The sequence below is a fragment of the Stutzerimonas stutzeri RCH2 genome (assembly GCF_000327065.1).
In the GTDB taxonomy this organism is placed as follows: domain Bacteria; phylum Pseudomonadota; class Gammaproteobacteria; order Pseudomonadales; family Pseudomonadaceae; genus Stutzerimonas; species Stutzerimonas stutzeri_AE.
In genome coordinates, this window is the sequence record NC_019936.1 from 676104 (window position 1) to 695369 (window position 19266).

The 19266-nt window shown below is 56.1% G+C and carries 13 protein-coding genes and 2 pseudogenes; 8 read left to right on the forward strand and 7 right to left on the reverse strand.

The window, feature by feature from the left end:
- The first annotated feature begins 417 nt into the window (after window positions 1-417).
- From PSEST_RS03055 to PSEST_RS03075, 5 genes and pseudogenes are all read left to right on the forward strand, one after another.
- On the forward strand, window positions 418-2076 hold the full coding sequence (locus PSEST_RS03055) for an ATP-dependent nuclease (protein WP_015275579.1): 1659 nt from the start codon (window positions 418-420) through the stop codon (window positions 2074-2076).
- Entirely contained in the window at window positions 2069-3253 is a 1185-nt protein-coding gene (locus tag PSEST_RS03060) for a UvrD-helicase domain-containing protein (protein WP_003292679.1), read from the forward strand. Before PSEST_RS03055 ends, PSEST_RS03060 begins: the two co-directional genes overlap by 8 nt.
- Window positions 3254-3326: 73 nt before the next feature.
- On the forward strand, window positions 3327-3605 hold the full coding sequence (locus tag PSEST_RS03065; RefSeq protein ID WP_015275580.1) for a BPSL0761 family protein: 279 nt from the start codon (window positions 3327-3329) through the stop codon (window positions 3603-3605).
- A 212-nt stretch (window positions 3606-3817) separates the two neighbouring features.
- Entirely contained in the window at window positions 3818-6343 is a 2526-nt protein-coding gene (hrpB, locus tag PSEST_RS03070; RefSeq protein WP_003292681.1) for an ATP-dependent helicase HrpB, read from the forward strand.
- A 224-nt stretch (window positions 6344-6567) separates the two neighbouring features.
- Window positions 6568-6771: pseudogene (locus PSEST_RS03075) on the forward strand (chemotaxis protein); the annotation flags it as partial.
- 78 nt (window positions 6772-6849) lie between these two features.
- Here the strand turns inward: PSEST_RS03075 and PSEST_RS22350 are convergent.
- From PSEST_RS22350 to PSEST_RS03095, 4 genes are read right to left on the reverse strand one after another with little or no spacing between them, the layout of a single operon-like run.
- Complete coding sequence (locus tag PSEST_RS22350) at window positions 6850-8325, reverse strand: tyrosine-type recombinase/integrase (protein ID WP_015275581.1); 1476 nt, start codon at window positions 8323-8325, stop codon at window positions 6850-6852.
- Window positions 8322-8930 carry a hypothetical protein gene (locus PSEST_RS03085; RefSeq protein ID WP_015275582.1) on the reverse strand — a complete coding sequence of 203 codons (609 nt, stop codon included), beginning with the start codon at window positions 8928-8930 and terminating at the stop codon, window positions 8322-8324. The genes PSEST_RS22350 and PSEST_RS03085 overlap by 4 nt, the downstream gene beginning before the upstream one ends.
- Window positions 8931-11027: a phage integrase gene (locus PSEST_RS22040; RefSeq protein ID WP_015275583.1), complete on the reverse strand. Its 2097-nt coding sequence runs from the start codon at window positions 11025-11027 to the stop codon at window positions 8931-8933.
- Entirely contained in the window at window positions 11017-13299 is a 2283-nt protein-coding gene (locus PSEST_RS03095) for a hypothetical protein (protein WP_015275584.1), read from the reverse strand. The genes PSEST_RS22040 and PSEST_RS03095 overlap by 11 nt, the downstream gene beginning before the upstream one ends.
- A gap of 81 nt (window positions 13300-13380) precedes the next feature.
- On the opposite strand from PSEST_RS03095, the pseudogene hrpB (PSEST_RS03100) reads away from it, so the two are divergent.
- A pseudogene (hrpB, locus tag PSEST_RS03100) lies at window positions 13381-15534 on the forward strand (ATP-dependent helicase HrpB); the annotation flags it as partial.
- A 2-nt stretch (window positions 15535-15536) separates the two neighbouring features.
- Here hrpB (PSEST_RS03100) and PSEST_RS03105 read toward each other — a convergent pair.
- Window positions 15537-16352 (reverse strand): substrate-binding periplasmic protein, encoded by an 816-nt coding sequence (locus PSEST_RS03105; protein WP_015275586.1) that lies wholly within the window; start codon window positions 16350-16352, stop codon window positions 15537-15539.
- An 83-nt stretch (window positions 16353-16435) separates the two neighbouring features.
- Between PSEST_RS03105 and PSEST_RS03110 the strand changes: the two genes are divergently transcribed.
- On the forward strand, window positions 16436-17266 hold the full coding sequence (locus PSEST_RS03110) for an SDR family oxidoreductase (protein ID WP_015275587.1): 831 nt from the start codon (window positions 16436-16438) through the stop codon (window positions 17264-17266).
- A gap of 10 nt (window positions 17267-17276) precedes the next feature.
- Here the strand turns inward: PSEST_RS03110 and PSEST_RS03115 are convergent, their stop codons facing one another.
- Window positions 17277-17705, reverse strand: a complete 429-nt coding sequence (locus tag PSEST_RS03115; protein WP_015275588.1) for a VOC family protein — start codon at window positions 17703-17705, stop codon at window positions 17277-17279.
- Window positions 17706-17781: 76 nt separating this feature from the next.
- Window positions 17782-18462 carry a YciC family protein gene (locus PSEST_RS03120; protein WP_015275589.1) on the reverse strand — a complete coding sequence of 227 codons (681 nt, stop codon included), beginning with the start codon at window positions 18460-18462 and terminating at the stop codon, window positions 17782-17784.
- A 116-nt stretch (window positions 18463-18578) separates the two neighbouring features.
- On the opposite strand from PSEST_RS03120, the gene PSEST_RS03125 reads away from it, so the two are divergent.
- The gene (locus PSEST_RS03125; RefSeq protein ID WP_015275590.1) at window positions 18579-19055 is read left to right on the forward strand and encodes an NYN domain-containing protein; all 477 of its coding nucleotides are present in this window, start codon (window positions 18579-18581) and stop codon (window positions 19053-19055) included.
- The last annotated feature ends 211 nt before the right edge of the window (window positions 19056-19266 follow it).

The window sequence follows — 19266 nt, forward strand, 5'->3', positions numbered from 1 at the left end:
TGCCGTTGCTGGCAGCCATGAGTCAAAAATTGCACTCAACGACAGGCAGCTTTTGGCCGACAGGTGCCTGTCGTCACCGGCTGCAATCGGCCGAGGCTGTGTAAAAACGTTTTCGAGCGCGACAGGTACTCAAAACCGGACTGGAAATCGCGCATCTGGGCGAAATCCACATCTGCTGAGGTGCCGAAAAATTTCAGATTTCACGTAGACGCGCGCGCTTCAATTTTGACGAAGCGTTTTTACACACTCTGGGCCAAAAGCAGGCATTAGATGTGACCACGGCACTCGAGGTGATTCAAAACTGCTCTAGACGTTCGTCTTCAGCTGATAGCCATATGGACAGCACACACCACCCAAGGTACGGTTCATTTGCCATGGTAATACGCCATTATCAAGCGATGCCTAGAGGGATTTAGAGTGCACGTTAAAGCCATCAAGCTGATCAACTTCAAAAAATTTCGCGACGAACTTCTAGAATTCAACGACGACGTCAATATTTTCGTCGGCGACAACAATGCTGGTAAAAGCACAATCTTGGAAGCGTTAGAAATTGTGCTCAATTACAATCATCGTGGACGGCCCTTCAACGGCGAGTTCTCCCCTGATCTTTTCAATCAGGATGCCGTCACGCGGTTTCTCGCCTCTGACTTGAGCTCCAAGCACCTGCCCAGCCTTATCATCGAAGCCTACATTGACGGTGTGCCTGAGTACCGAGGCTCGAACAACAGCCTCAAGGCTGACGCCCAGGGCGTCTTGGTACAAGCCTGTTTCGACCCGTCGCTGGAGGCCGTATACGAGAGCCACCTGCTGACCAAGCCGAACATCACCAGCATTCCGATCGAATTCTATAAGGTGGAATGGCTCGATTTCGGTTGGAATCCGATAAAACCGATCGCTAAGAAGTTTAAGGCGCTGTACATCGACCCCACACGTATCCACCCAACCATGGGGAAGAACCAGTACATTTCGAGCATTCTCAACACCGCATTGGCGAAGGAAGAGCTCGTCAAGCTGACCCTCAATTATCGTGAAAACCTGCAGGTGTTTAACAACTCCGGGGAGGTCAGGACGGTCAATGCCAGCCTTGATGCGGGTCACCTTATCACCGATAGCAAGCTCACCATTGCAGCAAGTACGTTACCTGCGGGCTCCATCCAGACCGGCCTACAGCTTGAGGTCGATGATGTGCCTTTTCACCTCATCGGCAAGGGTGAACAGAGCAATGTGCAGATTAAACTGGCCATTCAGAACAAATCCCACGACATCGATCTGGTGATGATGGAAGAGCCCGAAAATCATCTATCTCACACCAATCTGAACAAGCTTGTGCACTACATCGAAACCCAGCGAGGAGACAAGCAGCTGTTCCTGACCACCCACAGCTCGTATGTGTTGAACAAGCTGAGTATCGACAAAATTTGCCTTGTGCAGTCAGGGTACAAAAGGCTGCACACGCTAGACGCTAAAGTGGTGAAGACCCTCAAGCGTCTTCCTGGCTACGACACCTTGCGGGTGGCACTGTCGGGCAAGGTCATCCTGGTCGAGGGGCCGTCGGACGAACTGGTGCTCAAGAAAATCTACCAACGAAAACACAACCGACTGCCTGAGCAGGACGGGATAGATATCATCGTGGTACGCGGTGTAGGTTTCAAGACGTTCATCGAAGTCGGTAAAGAGATCGGCACCAAGATCCATGTGCTCAGGGATAATGACGGCGACTATAACGGTAACGTTGTACAAGGACGTCTGGAATACGCTGCGTTTCCTAACATCAAGCTGTACTCGTCGATGAACGACGCCGAATTTTCGCTTGAGCCAGCGATGATTTATGCCAACGCAGTTGACATTAAAACCCTTGACGCTTTCGCAAAGGAAGTCTTGTCGACGGAAACCTTCAATATCTACAACGCAGAGGTCTCTCTGGAGGATCGAAGGGAAAATTTGATCCGTTGGTTCAAGAGCGTAAAGGGCAACGGTAAAGGCGCTCGCAAGGTCGACTCTGCGGTCAAACTGTTCGATGGCGCACTGGACTTCAAGTACCCAGCCTTTCTAGACGAGGTGCTCGATTTTGCCTAACGAACTCTGGGTCGCAGGCGCCGGATCAGGGAAAACGCACAAGATCATTACTGAAGCCATTGAGACCATCAAGGCTGGTGGACGTGTGCTTGTAGTCACCTATACAACCAATAATCAGGCAGAGTTGCGCTCTCGTTTTGTTGAGTTGTACGGTGCTAGCAGTGAGCACTTCGTCGTCAAGGGGCTGTTCTCTTTTTACCTGGAAGATATGGTGCGTCCCTATCAGAGCGAGGTATTTCCAGATCGGATCACGACTATCTCGTTCACTGAGAACAACCCTCACTTAATATCAGGTACAACCTACTACATTGAAGGCAGAGCTGAAAAATCGGAAGATGGCACGATCAATCCACTGCATTACCTGACGCCCTGCAAAACAAAGGCGTACTCCGGGTTTTTGGCAAAGCTTGCGACCCTCATTGCGAAACTATCCAAAAATGCCCCTGCCAAGCGGTTGAAGGAGATTTATCAAAGGGTCTATTTTGATGAAGTGCAGGATTTGGTCGGTTGGGACTACGACGTGATCAAATCACTCAACAAGGTCATGGTCGACTCGATCTGTTGTGTGGGCGACTTTCGACAGACAATCTACACAACGACGTTCGGCCATAAGGCTCCGCAGACGCCTCAACAGAAGGTCGATTACTTCGTCGGGAAAATGAAGTTCGAAAAGCATTCGATGCCGAAGAATCGCAGGTGCATACAAGAAATCTGCGACCTCTCCGACACGATCCACCTGGGGCTGTATGACAAGACGGTAACAGGTGTCGAGAAAGTGCCAGACGAAATATCGCATCACCATGGCACCTTCATAGTGAAACAATCTCAGGTGAGCGATTACTTGGCAGCGTTTCAGCCTCAAGTACTGCGCTGGTCGTCCACCACCGGCACTGGATACCTACCGGGTAACCTTATCTGTTATACGTTCGGTTCCTGCAAAGGCTTAGGCTTTGATCGAGTGCTTGTGATCCCGTCAGATAAACATCTGAAGTTCATTGGCGGAAATGCCAAAGTGTTCGACAAGGATAAGACGGAGGAGTCGCGAAACAAGCTATACGTCGCGATTACCCGCGCGCGCTATAGCCTGGCCTTCCTCGTCGAGGATAAGAAGGTGAAAGGGCTCCCTTACCCCATATGGGATGGCTCTGGCGCGCTCAATGCAGTGATCGAAAAGTGAGGCGGAGAGGCTGACGACTCATGTTGAGTGACGAGAAGCCGCCTCTCCCCGCGGACATTTCAGGAGCAATACCATGACGATGGCCCATGAGCGCACCCGTAGCGTTGTTCAAACACGGGACTTCCTACAGGAGCTGGCTAGGGACACGAGCCTTCCTGAAAACGTACGGTACCAAGCAAATAATCTACTTCGGCATTACCCGACAGCAGAAGCCGTCTGGTTGGCTGGTCGAGTGGAAGAGCGATCCAAGCAAGAGCTTTCCCTATTGGCCGACAAGCATGGACCTCTACATCCGGTGTTAGTCAGCTGGCTGTTAAATGATCCGATGTTTTCGGATCACGGAGCCAGCTGAGCCGGGGCGCAACACTGGCAAGAGGATCCCCCTCGTCAGGTGTTCAAGGGGCAGATGCTGGCTGTGGCCTTGATGTCCATCATGCCGTTTAAATAGGCCCCGTTTATCTCTGAGCGGCCCGAAGGGAGCCGTGCACTGGGCGTGATTGACATACCGCCGTGCCGTAACAGCTTCCCTCGTATCTATAATTGGTGGCTCAGCTAGGAGCCATCATGAGTTTGTTGCCGATTGAATCTGTTTTGCCCGCTTTAAGAGATGCCTTGTCTGCACGTAATGAAGTTGTACTTGAGGCAGCGCCGGGGGCAGGCAAAACAACGCGAGTACCAATAGCGCTGCTGGAAGAGCCTTGGCTGGCCGACCAGACTATTGTCATGCTCGAACCACGTCGACTAGCTGCCAGAGCCGCAGCTGAGCGACTGGCGAGCGAGCTGGGAGAAAGCGTTGGGCAAACAGTCGGCTATCGAATTCGCTTGGAGAGTAAGGTCGGACCACAGACTCGAATTGAAGTAGTGACTGAAGGCATTCTTACTCGTCGGCTTCAAGACGATCCTGCCCTAGATGGCGTTGGGCTGCTCATATTTGATGAGTATCATCTGCGTAGTCTCGATGCCGATCTGGCGTTGGCCTTGTGTCTCAACGGCCGTGAGTTGTTGCGCGACGAACCGCCGCTGAAGGTGCTGCTGATGTCCGCCACGCTGGAAGGCGAGCGCCTGTCGCGCCTGCTGGACGAGGCGCCTGTGGTACGCAGCGAAGGTCGCATGTATCCGGTGGAGCAGCGTTGGGGGCGGCCGAGTCAGATCGGCGAGGCGCTCGAACCCCGGGTGGTACAGACCATGCTCCAGGCCCTGGCCGATGAACCTGGCAGCCTGCTGGTGTTCCTCCCCGGCCAGGCGGAGATTCGCCGCGTCGCCGAGCAGTTGGCCGAGCGCCTCGCTGGCCGGTCAGAGATCCTGCTCTGCCCGCTCCACGGTGAACTGGACCTCGCTGCCCAGCGCGCGGCCATCGAGCCGGCACCGGCGGGCAAGCGCAAGGTGGTGCTGGCCACCAACATCGCCGAGACCAGCCTGACCATCGATGGCGTGCGCGTGGTGGTGGACGCGGGCCTGGAGCGTGTACCGCGCTTCGACCCGGCCAGTGGCATGACTCGCCTGGACACCCAGCGTATTTCCCGCTCCTCCGCGACCCAGCGTGCCGGCCGTGCCGGCCGTCTGCAGCCGGGTGCCTGCTACCGGCTCTGGTCTGAGGCCCAGCATGAGCAACTGGCCGCCCACGGGAGCGCGGAAATCCTCCAGGCCGACCTTGCCGGACTGGCGTTGCAACTGGCGCGCTGGGGGATTGGTGATCCCAATGAACTGGCCTGGCTCGATCCGCCGCCCACGGCTGCCTACGCCCAGGGCCGTGACCTGCTGCAACGCCTCGGCGCACTGGCCGACGATGGCAACTTGACCCGCCATGGCCAGGCCATGGCCGAACTGCCCGCCCATCCGCGCATTGCCCACCTGCTGTTACGTGGCCACGCCCTGGGACTCGGCGGCCTGGCCTGTGACCTCGCCGCCCTACTGGGCGAGCGCGACATCCTGCGTGGTGGCGGTGCCGACCTGCACAGCCGCCTCGCCTTGCTGGCCGGTAACGACAAGGCAGCGCGTGGCGCTCGTGGCGGCGTGCAGCGTGCTCGCCAGCTGGCGCGGCAGTTCCGTTCCTACCTGCGTGGCCCGGCCAGCGAGCCGGTGGCCGATCCGGATCACCCGCGCTGGCTCGGCTGCCTGCTGGCGTTCGCCTACCCGGACCGCATTGCCCAGCAACGTCGTGCCGGAGGGGCCGATTATCGGCTGGCCAATGGCCGTGCAGCCACCTTTGGCGAGCCGGATGCGCTGATGAAGGAGCCCTGGTTGGTGATCGCCGATCTCGGTAGCCGCCAGGGCCAGCGTGAAGAGCGCATCTATCTCGCGGCCGACCTTGATCCCGCACTGTTCGACGGCCCTCTGGCCGAACAGGTAAGGTGCCAGGACCTGCTCGACTGGGAAGAGCGCGAAGGTGTGCTGCGCGCCGAACGTCAGGTGAAAGTGGGTGAGTTGGTGCTGGCCCGCGAAGCCCTTGCCGAACTGGATGACGAGGCCCGCTCGCGTGCGCTGCTCGGTCTGGTGCGACGCAAGGGGCTGGAGCTGCTGCCGTGGAGTGCGGAGCTGCGCCAGTGGCAGGCGCGGGTGGCGCTGCTGCGCCGACTGGACCTGGCCGACACGGGCAGCAGCGAATGGCCAGACCTCTCCGACGCGGCGCTTCTGGCCAGCCTGGAGGAGTGGCTGCAGCCCTGGCTGGGCAAGGTCAGCCGCCTCAGCCATTTCGCCAACCTCGACCTCGCCGGCATCCTCCATGGCCTGCTGCCCTGGCCGCTGCCGCAACGCCTCGACGAGCTGGCGCCGCGTACGCTGGAAGTGCCCTCCGGCTCGCGCATCCGCCTCGACTACAGCGACGAGATGCCGGTTCTCGCGGTGCGCCTCCAAGAGCTGTTCGGCCTCGCCGACACTCCGCGCATCGCCGGTGGCCGTCAGGGCGTCAAGCTGCACCTGCTGTCCCCGGCCCAGCGCCCGGTGCAGGTCACCCAGGACCTGGCGAGTTTCTGGCGCAATACCTACGCGGAAGTGAAGAAAGATTTACGAGGTAGGTACCCTAAGCATTACTGGCCTGAGGACCCGCTTGTGGCCCAGGCTACAGCTAGAGCTAAGCCGCGAAAATCGTAGGCTGTTGCTCAATGCGGGCGTGTGAACCGGAACCCAGTGTTGCCTCGAGAGCAACGCAGGTTGGCTCTCTGTTGAGTGTGCCAGTCAACCGGCGTACTAGGGCCGTGCGAGTTTTACCGTATTGCCATTCGTAGAGTCGACGTGCCCGTTTTTTGCAGATTTCGGCCCTTTGTAAATGTGTGCTCCGGAACTTAAGCGACGGTTCACCCTTGACACCCTAGTGGAGGATCATAGATGTCGTGGACTTTGGCGGCATCGACCATGCATTCCTGGTTGATCACAACGGCCAAGTGATCTTCAGCCTTGACAAGGGTCAGGTGATGACGAACCTCAAGGACATCTATCCGGACAGAGCCCTACGGATTGAGTCGGGCATTCAGGATGCCACCTTGCACGGGCAGGAGCGGATTGTCTCTTTCGCCCCAGTGAACGACCGGTAAACGTCGTCGTCATTAGACACGCGCTTTATGGACGCTTCGGCAGTGAAGCGAGTTGTATCGCAACATTCAAAGGTGGTTATGCCAATGCTCCCAGCTTTTGACTGACTCCGTATTCTCTTCCTCTTCCTCTTCCTCTTCCTTTGTCTCTTTCTTGAGATCTTCTTGCCGAAGTTGCTTTAGCTTCTCCAGTTCACGCACGTACTCGTCAACTGGCATACCATTTTTTAATGCGTTCAGAAGTAGCTCCTCGGCCTGGTCATATATACGGTTAGTCCTGATTATATGGGCAGATGAAACGATGTCTTCGTATCCATCAAGTTTGGCGAATGCAAGATGAATATACCGTTCTACCGAGAGGGGATCTTTGTGGCCAGTCCACAGCATGACGTCGTAAAGAAACTTTTTGCTATTAAGCAGGGCGCTTCTGAAGTCGTCCTTTTGCTTGAACTTGTGTCTTTTGATTAGGAGTACGAAAAGATTGGTGATGAAAGCATGGCGGAACATGTGTGCACAGACTTTTTCTTCGATGCCGGCGTGACTTCTAAGTTGAATCATTTCATTCGTAATACTGCAGGCACCGAGCGGCTTACCAGTCTTTTCTTGAACAAAGAGTCTGTCGTGATCCGTGTCCTTGAAGTTGCGAAGAGATATTCTGCGGGCAAACTGAATATATTTCTTAGCTTCGCTTAGTACCACTCTTGAAATCGGGATAAAACGCTCGGAATAGGTTCCACGTTTCAAGGTTCGCAGACGTAGCAATGGGAACGACATGTTCATGGCATTACGTATGTCCGAAACGGTAATTTCAATTATCTCGCTGCGTCGAGCGCCCGTATGCTCAAGCAAGGAAATCACCAGATTCCGTCGAAGTTGAAGGTGTCTCGATGGGTGGATTTTGTTTGCTGAATCTCGCAAAAGCTTTATATGTTCGCTCGGGATCGGATCGCGCGTGTGGTAGCGCGTTCCAGATACATGAAGAGAGTGGTGATGCAGATAACTCCGCTTTATCGTTCTTCCTGAGCGCGTTGTGATAGTAAATGTTTTCATTACGGCGCGGATGGTTCCATTCTCTGATACAAATGCATCGTCGCCATAAAGACGTCCTACGAATTGCAAAAAATCTAGACAGATCCTACCAATTGCTAGGAGTGTAGTTTCGGTGCGCCTATTTACAGTGGGATCGTTGACAGATCGCTCCTTTCTTAATTCGTCAATGAAGTCTGAGAACTGTTGGTCAGACAGTCCTATAAAGTCAGTTCGGTATCTGAAGCAGTAGCGAACTAGTGGGCTTATTTTGGATGCATACTCCCCAATGCTTCCGCCTTTACCGCCGTGCCTTGATAGGCCTTTTCCACCTCGGCCAGGGCGGTCACGTAGTGCGAGCATGTAGAGATTTGCGACGTTATTGGGCGTGCCATCAGGCCAACAGCAAAACGGCAGGCCAGAACCATCTTTTGTTATAGTACTTCCATGCGCATGGTAGCTAAAGAGTGTTAGCTCTTTAAGTGGTTTAAATAGTTGTTGGCGAAGGTGGTTTGTCACTTGCGATACTCCTCCAGTCGCGTAACTCGCCCGTCTCCGGAAGAAGGGGAGGGGGGGGGTGGCTGTTCTGGAGGGAGGCTCAGTAGAGCAGTAAGTGCCTGAACGGCATCGCTTGCCCGCTTTTCAAGTAGAGCGGGATCTAGATTGCTACGTATATTTCTTAACTCGTTAATTGCCAGGCTTAATCCCTGGAGGAGGACCATGTTGGCGCAGCGCTGCTTATCAAGTCTCTCCTCTAGTTCAGTTACTAGTCGCGAAAGTCCGGACTTAGTGCGTTTTGTTGAAGTGGCCTCTTTGCTGCCATTGACCTTCTCAATGGCCCTCAATGCCGCTAGGCGGAGGGTATCAAGTTCCTTAAATCCTCCCTTGAACTGTAAGTTGGCGTGAGATTTTAAAGTGTTGATGCTCATTGGGGATTTTGACTTTATAGCCCCTGAGTCCTCGAAATTGAATTCGAGCTTGGCTAGCGCTCCTTGGCTTCTGAGAGCCTTTAGAATGTTCTCGTTTTTGGAAAAATAGTCAGGATTACGGTAGATTAGCTTTAAAAGTTCACTGGTTATTAATGTGGCGCTAGCATGTGGCTCTAGGTCGGAGATTTTTTTCATTTAGTCTGTGCTCTGAATTTTTACTACCACGCGCATATGTTGGCCGGTTTCGTCTGTGAAAAACTCTGGCTCAATCTGGACTTTCCCTGTCTTTATCATGTCGGTGATTGCGTCTTCAAGTTCAGCAGTGTCTACTAGAGCAAAATTATCTGTGTTGTAACGAATTTTTAGTATTTCGGCTAGATCTTCGTAAGCAGTGATATCGCCATTATGCAAGCTTTCTGCTATGAACTGAGCCTTAGCGCTACGCAAAACTGCACCATCAGTGGACTCAGTAATGTAATTCCAAACATGCTGCATGTCGGTGTGCCCGAGCATCCACTGCAGTGTCTCCAGTCCTCCAAAACTGCTCGAGTGGAAGAATACCATGGAGAAAAAGCGTCGAAGTTGATGTTGTCGGATATAGTACCTTTCTCCTTTTGAATTTAGTGGTAGTTCGAAATAATCGCACAACAAGTCTAGGTTTCTATTGTAGGCATACATTGTTTGCTGACTAAGCCCGGCATTTCCGAGGAGTCCGGGGGGGGCAAAGAGGCTAGTCATTTCAGTTATGAATCCGCTTTTTAAAAGTCTCTGCTGCATGGAAATTAAGTTTTTAATCATTTTTACGGCAATGGGTTCGATTGGGCGTGCTTGGCGTTGTCTTATGCCGAACAGGTTGGATGTGCTTTTTCTATTTAAGAAGATCAACCATCTTTCGCTTTTATCTAGGCAGTCAGTCGAGTGCAAATCGAGCATTTCTCCTATTCGGCGAGCCATGATTGTTCCAACTACCATCTGGACACATCCAATATAGATGCGTAAGCACTCAATCAGTCCCACATTATTTCTGAGTTCTATGAAGTAATTTGACTGCTTTCTCAGTGCGCCGTGCCTAATAGACACCGTTTGACATACAAGCCCAAGCTTCCTAATTCCCATGTCGATAAGCTCAGGGGGCATAATGTCTTGTAACTCTCCATTGGTAAGTTGCGTAGGGGCAATTCCATTGAGGTTGCAATGCTCTGCCATGCGGCAGAAACCTTCTATTAGAAGTTCTCCATACTTGAAATGGTACTCGATTGATTTTCTGAAGGCGTCTCTCACTATTGGGTACGGCAGCGTCCGAAACCGAGCAGCTTCAGAGAGTGATGGTTCATAATCAAGTATCTGCTTCAGCTCTGATACTTCGGGAGCTGGAAGCCCAATTTCATGAAGAATTCCAAGGTTGTATGTTAAAAATCTGTAGGCGCGAAATGGACCGGATGTCATTGCTTCATGGTCACCTGTCCTGACCGATGAACCGGGATACTCTCTCGATATTATTTCTCTCTCATTATCAGTATAGAATTCTAATGAGCTTAATGTTTTTAGTTTTAGATGCCCGCCTTTCAGTGTGTTGGCATAAAGCGATTTCGCTAGCTGCAAGGTGTTAGGGGTGCGGACTCCAGCAGTTGATCTTTTTTTATAATATCCATGCAAATGCAAGGCAGCTCTTGCATAAGGTATTAAATCAAAAGGTATTTCCAGGTGATGCTCATCTAGTTGTTCGTCAGTCACAATGCGCATTCGTGGATATTGATCTAGAATGCTATCGAGTTCGATAGAACTGGAAGTGTTTATTAAGCTTAAACAAAATTTGCTGATAGTCTTGGTCCACTCGTAAACCGACTCTTCCGAACCGTTGACGCTTGAGAAGACGTCTAGCATTCTCTTCATGTGATGGCTGTTGATTCCAGCCAATCCGAATCTGGATAGCTGATATTCTTTTGCATTCAGAAGAATGTAATCGGCAACGTGAATGGCCCTGTTAAACATCGTCATCTGTGCGGCTAGTGAACCTAATTCGATCGCCGATCCTCGAACAGAACGTGTAGATGTTGTTAAAAAATACTTTAGCCCGTCTAGTAATGGCTTGTTTTTTTGGGCAAGCAGAGAAGTTTCGTCGTCTAATGTAATGTCCCAGTTGATCGTGTTGGGGGTCGCAAAATTGAAATCATATTTCCATATGTGCAAGTCGAAATCACTCAGCAACCAACTTGATTTTTTGTATTCTGTCCTAGGGTCGGTGTAGAACGCTTTTAGGAAGTCTAGCTCTGCTGGTAATTCAACATTCATATATCAACTTCTCCATTCTGCGGGGGTTACACCTCTGCTCGGCGACATAAAGGTGGTCTTTCAGTAGTGCGTCATTATCCCTTCTGATCTCGGCAACAACGGCCTTCGTTAGATCTGCCCAGTATCGTGCTACTCCTGTCACTTCTTCGGGTCGTTCCGCTGTAGCCACTGCTTTCTCTAATGATACGAGGGCGGTCATTATCCCTGGATCCACTGAGATGTAGACCTCTGAGTACTGATTCGCTGAATAGGGTTCAGTTGTTTGAGTGTTCTCCGGGTTGACCAGGTGGTCAGGGATGTCTTTTAGTGCATGGTTCTTAAGAAATAGATTTAACTCTTCCATTGTCTCGAAGTCTGCGGCCTCTATGAGGAAGCTGCTATCTTTCATCGCGTCACAGATTAAGCCGCGCTGAAAAATTCTTATCCAGCGGGCTTGGAAGAAGGCTAGTATTGACTCCGGCAGGTAGTGAGAAAGTTGCAGGCAGTCGTGGTTTGCGTGGCCGAGCGCTTTGGACATGGCTTCGACGCTTTGGGTTTTTAAATATACCTCTACCCCACATGAGGCTCGAAGACTAGAAAGGGTGACTCGAGATAAGAAATTTTTTAGTTCAGTACCCCTCAAGGAAGTATGATTTGAAAATTGTTGTGCAAGTCGTTCAAAAATCCGTGTGTGTTTATCGAATAGCGCTTTGTTCCAAGTCGGAATTACAGCGCTCCGCGGGTGACCGAAACCCTTCCCGCAGGTCAGGAATAACTCCTTCCATCGGCTGTCGCCAATTCCCTTGAGATATTTTCTTAACGGTGCTGTGATCTTTATTACTTCGAAGATTCGCTTTGTTGAGTTCGCGTTTAGTTGTATTTTCTGCTCGCTTAGCTTTCCACCTCTTCTATCCTTGAAGCCGACCAACTGATACCCGGTGTCGGTTTTCACAAAGCCGGATCTTCTACCTTTGTCGTCATACAAACGAAAATTCTTAAGGAAAGATTCTGTGATCTCATTGTGCTCTGCTACCAGTAAGCATTGGTAGGGATAAAGAGTGCCAGCAGCCGGAAGTCCAAGTATATTTGCGACATCAGCAGATAATATGGTGTATCCGTATTGGTGTTCGAAGTCCATGCGCGAGGATGGAAAGCCGTTGCTTTGAAAAATCGCGCAAATTGATTCGTGATCGTAACTCCGACGCTGCCAGCCTTTTCGAGGTTTGATTTCCGAGGAGTTTATCCGTGTGGTTGCGAGTATACGAAGTTGGACTCTCGAGTAAAGTTCATTGGCTTGTTCTGTTGCCCAGGATTTTACGGTTTCGATGTCTTTGTGGATACTTTTGAATAATATTTCTATTGCCTCGTTATCAGTTATTTCGAGAGGGACTCTAGTGATAAGTTTTTCATGGATTTCCACCCCCTCATCAGACACGGACACTCTTGTTTGCGCTCTGTGTTGTTTGGGGCGGATGGGCCGTGGTAGTCCATCCCCAAAAGGGGTTGCCCAAACTCCTGATTGTATAAAGGCCTCTTCGCAGTTCGATATGAACCTGTTCCACGTTTTTATCTGGGTTGGTATATTTAGATTTTCTCTATATGCGGTTAAGAAGTGCTCCTTCATGAAGTGCAAAAAGAATGATTTTATATTTTCTGGGTTTTGGAAGGTTGTAGTTGGCCACTCCAAAGAGTTCTTCGATAAATAGCTGGCCAGCTTGTTGCACAATGTGGTGTTGCATCTTGCTTGCTTGGCCGAAAAAGTCTTCCATGTCCGGTAGTACTCTTCTGTAAACTCAGGGCCATGGGAGTGCCATAGTTCTCCCAGCGCGAGAAAACTTGGTACTCCTTTTAGGGAGTCGACTTGCCATCCGTTCCAATAGCGCAAGGCCAATGGGTTCAATTTTTTCTGCTGGGAATCCCAGAGTTCTTTCCCTTCTTCGAGGTCGGCCATCAAATAGTCGAAATTGGGCATGCCTGGAATTTCGTCGCGCAGACTTGTAAGTGTTTCTACGAAACGTCGAGCCCAGCGAATCCGAACAGGCTCTTTGCTATCGGCCAAAGTTCTTGATCGCAATGCACCGACAAAACCGATGATGATCGGCTCGCAGCTTCGACTCGACAGATGGACGTAGGAGAGTTCTGCCTCGATGAGTTGGAGGTAGCACTCGAGCAGCTTCAGCGGAACGTTAATCAACTCCGACGACGCGTGGGTTTGAAAGGCCTTGGCTAGGGGCTCCGAAATTTTTCGGAATGGATAGTTGGGTAAGAACAGGGTGCTGCTGATGATTGTCAACGAATTCTTGTCCTTGCTTTGGGGTGGAAGATCCCGTATTTGCTGGGTTTAGGTATCTAATGATAAATCCATGCGAATGGCAAAATGCGTGAGCGCAGCCTGGATGCCGACCTGGCTCTCGCACTGACGCTCAATGCGCGGCAATTGCTGCGCGATGTGCCGCTGAAGCTGCTGCTGATGTCGGCAACTCTGGAGGGCCAGCGCCTCTCGGCTTTGCTCGACGATGCGCCGGTGGTGCGCAGCGAGGGGCGCATGCACCCGGTGGCGCAACGCTGGGGACGCCAGCTGGCACCGGGCGAGCGCATCGAACCGCGGGTGGTGCAGACGGTGCTGCAGGCGCTGGAAGAGGAGCACGGCAGTGTGCTGGTGTTTCTGCCGGGGCAGGGCGAGATCCGTCGGGTCAACGAGGCGCTCGCCGATCAGCTGTCGGGCCGCAGCGACATCCTGCTCTGCCCGCTGCATGGCGAGCTGGAACTGGCGCAGCAGCGCGCGGCCATCGAGCCGGCACCGAGCGGTATGCGCAAGGTGGTGCTGGCGACCAACATCGCCGAGACCAGCCTGACCATCGAAGGCGTGCGCGTGGTGGTGGACGCCGGGTTGGCGCGGGTGCCGCGCTTCGATCCGGGCAGCGGCATGACGCGCCTGGAGACGCGGCGTATCTCCCGCGCCTCGGCCACGCAGCGCGCCGGTCGCGCCGGGCGTCTGGAGCCGGGTATCTGCTATCGGCTGTGGTCCGAAGACCAGCACGCCCAGCTGGCAGCCTATGGCGAGGCGGAAATCCTTCAGGCTGATCTGGCCGGCGTCGCGCTGCAACTGGCGCGCTGGGGCGTCGAGCCGGACGAGTTGGCCTGGCTCGACCGTCCGCCGGCTGCGGCCTACGCCCAGTCCCAGGCGCTGCTGGAGCGCCTCGGCGCCCTGCTGCGCAATCAGCGCGGCAGCTGGCAACTGACCAGTCACGGCCAGGCCATGGCCGAGCTGCCGGCGCACCCGCGCCTGGCGCACATGCTGTTGCGCGGGCAGGCCATGGGGGTGGCTGTGTTGGCTGCCGACGTGGCGGCCTTGCTGGTCGAGCGTGACATTCAATCCGGCGGCCAGCGCGGCGGCGGAGCCGATCTCGCCCTGCGCCTGCATCAGTTGCAGGATGGCCGTGGTGCTGGGGTACAGCGCGTCCGGCAACTGGCCCGGCAGTTTCGCAGCTTGCTGCGTGGTGCCGCGGCGGCACCAACGGCCGAACTCGATGAGCGACAGGCCCTGGCCGCGCTGCTGGCCTTCGCCTATCCGGACCGCGTCGCCCGGCAGCGCCGCGAGGGCGGCGGGGGCTATCGGCTGGCCAACGGCCGCGCGGCGCAGTTCGGCGAGCCGGATGCGCTGATGAAGGAGCCGTGGCTGGTGATTGCCGAGCTGGGCAGTCATCAGGGTCAGCGCGAGGAACGTATCTATCGCGCCGTCGCGCTGGACCCGATGCTATTCGATGGTCCGCTGGCCGAGCAGGTCGCTCTGCGCGACGAGCTGGAATGGGATGAGCGTGAGGGTGTGCTGCGTGCCGAGCGGCAGCGGCGGGTCGGTGAGCTGGTGCTGAGCAGCGAGCCGCTGCCATCGCTGGATGAGGAGGCACGCGGCCGTGCGCTGCTTGGCCTGGTGCGGCGCAAGGGCCTGGAGCTGCTGCCCTGGACGCCGGAGCTGCGCCAGTGGCAGGCGCGCATCGGCCTGCTGCGTCAGCTCGATCTGGCCCCTGGCAACGACAGCGAATGGCCGGACGTCAGTGACGCCGCCCTGCTGGAACGGCTGGATGACTGGCTGCTGCCCTATCTGGGCAAGGTCACGCGGCTGGCGCATTTCGCCCAGCTGGATCTCGCCGCGATGCTCGCCACGCTGCTGCCCTGGCCGTTGCCGCAGCGGCTGGAGGAGCAGGCACCGGTTGCCGTGACGGTGCCGTCCGATTCGCGCATTCGCCTGGACTACAGTGAGCAGCCGCCGGTGCTGGCGGTGCGTCTGCAGGAGCTGTTCGGCCTGGCCGACACGCCGCGCATCGCCGCTGGCCGGCAGGTCGTCAAGCTGCACCTGCTTTCGCCAGCGCGGCGGCCAGTGCAGGTCACCCAGGATCTGGCGAGTTTCTGGGCCAACACCTATGCCGAGGTGAAGAAGGATCTGAAAGGGCGCTACCCCAAGCACTACTGGCCGGACGACCCGCTGATCGCCGAGCCCACCGCGCGAGCCAAGCCGCGCGGGCAGTAGGCTCAGTCCGATGGCAGGCTGAGGTCCTCGCCTGCCGCACGCAATGCTTCGTAGGCCTGGTCCAGTGCCGTCACGACGGCCTCGGCTTCGCGGGCATGGCGCGAAACGATGAAGTGGATCGGCACCTGGGTCAGGCGCAGGTAGGGCAGCTCTTCCATCTGCAGCCGTTGGCGGGCCTGCTCCACGGGAATCTGATAGTCCAGCAGATAGTCGCCACGCTTGCGCCGCAGCATTTCCAGCGCGGAAAGATGATTGCTGGTGCGCAGCAGGCGCAGGTCGAGCGCCGCGTCGTCGAGCAGCGCGTTGATGTTCGGCCAGTAGCTGTAGCCGCCGATCAGAATCAGCGACTTGCCGGCCAGATCGTCGGGAATGCGCGGCGCCGGTGTACCTGCGCGGTGGTACAGGTTGAGGTTGATCTGACTGAGGGTATGTCGACCCTCCAGCGTATGGGCGGCCAGCCCGGGTTTGCCGTGGGCGCCAGGCCAGAGATCGATGTTGCCATTCTCCAGCGCGGCGTACAGTCGTGCGCTGGGCAGCGCGCGAAAGCGCACGCCATAGCCGGCCTGGCGGGCGACGCGCCGGGTCAGCTCGGCCAGTTCGCCACGCGCCGTGCCATAGCCATCGGTGTAGATGGCCGGAGCGAATTCGTAATAGCCGACGTTGAGGATTCGCTGCGTGCCGGGGTCGGCCATGGCTCCGGCAGGGAGGCCAAGGACGGTGACCAGGGCCAGATACAGAAATGCTTTCAATGGATCGATCGCTGCCTTGCGCTGTTCTGGCAAGGATGCGCAGACGCAGTCCGGTTGTCCATGCGCCATCTTGTTGCGGTGTGAGGAATGTCCGCCTATATCGACCTATGCTCAGAGCAAGACGTGAAGAATGCGCCAATCAGGAGAACGGCATGCAGCGCAAGGTATTTGATCGCAAGGTATTCGACCGCAAGCTGGTGGTGATCACCGGAGGTTGTGCCGGCATCGGCCGCGCCCTGGCGGTGCGCATGGCCCAGGCCGGTGCACGGCTGGTGATCTTCGATCTGCAGCAGGACGCGCTGGATGGTCTGGTGCAGCATCTGGCCGACCACCACAATGCCGAAGCGCTGGGTCTTTGTTGCGACGTCAGCGATGCCGAGGCGGTGCAGCGTGCTATCGCGCTGGTGGTGGAACGTTTCGGCGGTATCGATGTGCTGATCAACAATGCCGGCATTACCCATCGCAGCCCGGTGGCCAGCACCAGCCTGGCGGTGTTTCAGCGGGTCATGGCGGTCAACTTCTACGGCGCGCTGCATTGCACTCAGGCCGCGCTACCGAGCCTGATCGCGCGCAACGGGCAGGTCATCGTGCTCAGCTCGCTGTCGCAATATGCCCCGGTGCCTAATCGCGCGGCCTACAACGCCAGCAAGCATGCGCTGCACGGCTTGTTCGAAACGCTGCGCGGCGAGCTGAGTGATACCGAGGTAAGCGTCATGCTGGTGTGTCCCGGCTATACGGCTACAGACCTGCGCAAACATGTGCTGGTCGGCGATGGCTCCACGGCGCCTTCTCCGGTGCTGGATATCGGTCGGGTAGCCTCGGCGCAGGATGTGGCCGAGGCGATCTATCAGGGCGCGTTGCGCCGCAAGCGCCTGCTGGTGCTCTCCAACCTCGACTGGAAGGCCCGACTGCTGGCCCGCTGCTTCCCGCGGCTGTACCAGAACCTGCTGTTGCCGCGGCTGCTGGGCAGCCGCGCGTCGTGACCTGTCTCGATTAGCCTGCGGTACCGTAGAGCTGCTGCATCAACGCCATATCCCAATACGACGCCTCGATCTTGTGGCCGTCCAGATCGCGAACGAAACAGCCATAGTAAGGCTCGCCATATTCCGGACGTGGGCCGGGCGCGCCTTCATCGATGCCCCCTGCGGCAACTGCCGCCCGATGGAAGGCGTCCACCTCCGCCGGGTTCGCGGCAAAGAAGCCGACATGGGTGCCGTTGCCCACGGATGCCGTGCCGCCGTCGAAGGGTCGCTGAATCCAGAATTCCGGAAATTCGCGACCCCAGGAAACTGCGCCGGGGTGTTCGAGGATGCGCTTGCAACCAAGGGTGGCGAGGACCTGGTCATAGAACGCAACCGCTTCGTCGAAGCGGTTGCTGCCCAGGGAAATGTGCGAAAGGATGCTTGGGTTCGTTTCGGCCATGACGCTGTCTCCTGATGTGGCGGGAGCAAGCCTAGCAGTCGCCGGGCGCCTGGCCAGGGTGTCAGCCGAACGGGGCTCAGCCAGCGTCCGTTTCCCGCACGCTCGGCTCGCTACAGAGCATGAAGCAGCGGAACAGCATGATCGTTGGCAGCAGCTGCAGCAGGCCGACGACGCCATCCAGCAGCATTCGCGGCAACAGCGGTGGCGTCTCGTCGGCGAACAGCTGGGCGGCGATCCAGACTTCGAGTATCCAGACCGGCAACAGCACGGTCATCACGCAGCCGAGTACCAACAGGAAATGCCCTCGGGTCATGACGAAGCTCTGCTTCAGTGCCGCCAGTGGCGACAGACCGCGCAGTACCAGCAGGTACTCGGCGAAGGCGATCTTGACCATCACCCAGATGCCCGGCAGCACGAACAGCGAGGCGCCAAGCAGGATCAGCAGCGAGCCCAGCCCCGAAAGCACGGCCAATGCTGGCCACAGTGGCAATGCCCGGGCATAGACCGCGCCTAGCGCCGGATCATGACCACGGCTGCGCGCGTCGAGAAAGAGGATCAGTGCGCCCACGTACAGCGGGTAGAAGATCAGGCCTACCAGCAGGTCCAGGGCGGGCGGTGCGTCGTTGCCGAGCCAGTGATCGAGTGCCACGCGGGTGAGGCTTTCCAGCAGGATCAGCGGCAGGCAGAGCCGGACGATGGTCAGGAAATGGCGGGAGTAGAAGAACCAGGCGTCGCGCAGGATGGCAAGAACGTTCATTGCAGACCGAAAGTGAGGGATCGATTCGGGGCGCCACTGTAACGGATGTGGTCGGGGCGGGACATGCGCGATTTCGCCGTCCATACTGGTGGCCCATTCCAGATCCAGGCTGCCGCGTGAAGAAGATTGCCCTGTTCGCCGATGTGCAGAACCTCTACTACACCGTGCGTCAGGCCCATGGCTGCCACTTCAATTACTCGGCGCTGTGGGCCGACGTCAGCCGCCGCGGCACTATCGTCGAAGCCTATGCCTACGCCATCGAGCGTGGCGATGCGCGGCAGCAGCAGTTCCAGCAGATCCTGCGCAACCTTGGCTTCACGGTGAAGCTCAAGCCCTACATCCAGCGCAGCGACGGCTCGGCCAAGGGCGACTGGGACGTGGGCATTACCATCGATGTGCTGGACGCGGCGTCACGGGTCGACGAAGTGGTGCTGGCGTCCGGTGACGGTGATTTCGACCTGCTGCTCGAGCGAGTGCGGGCCGGCGGCGCCGAAGCGACCGCCTATGGCGTGCCGGGGCTCACCGCGCAGTCACTGATCCGCGCTGCGACGCGTTACGTGCCGATCGAGGGTGATTTGTTGTTGCGTGGCTGAAATCCGCCGCTTTGAGAGAACGGGATTGGCTGCCAACGGGGCGACTCGGAGTGGCCAGTGTAGGGTGGATGACGTTCCACCCATCCACCGCAGCGCCGTAACGCGGCGTCGCTTCTCGCTACGACTCAAGTGCGTGTGGCGTATACACGGTGGATGGTCACCCGTGGAAAATGCTGCGCAGTTTTCCACCCTACTTTCTGGCGAACAGGCG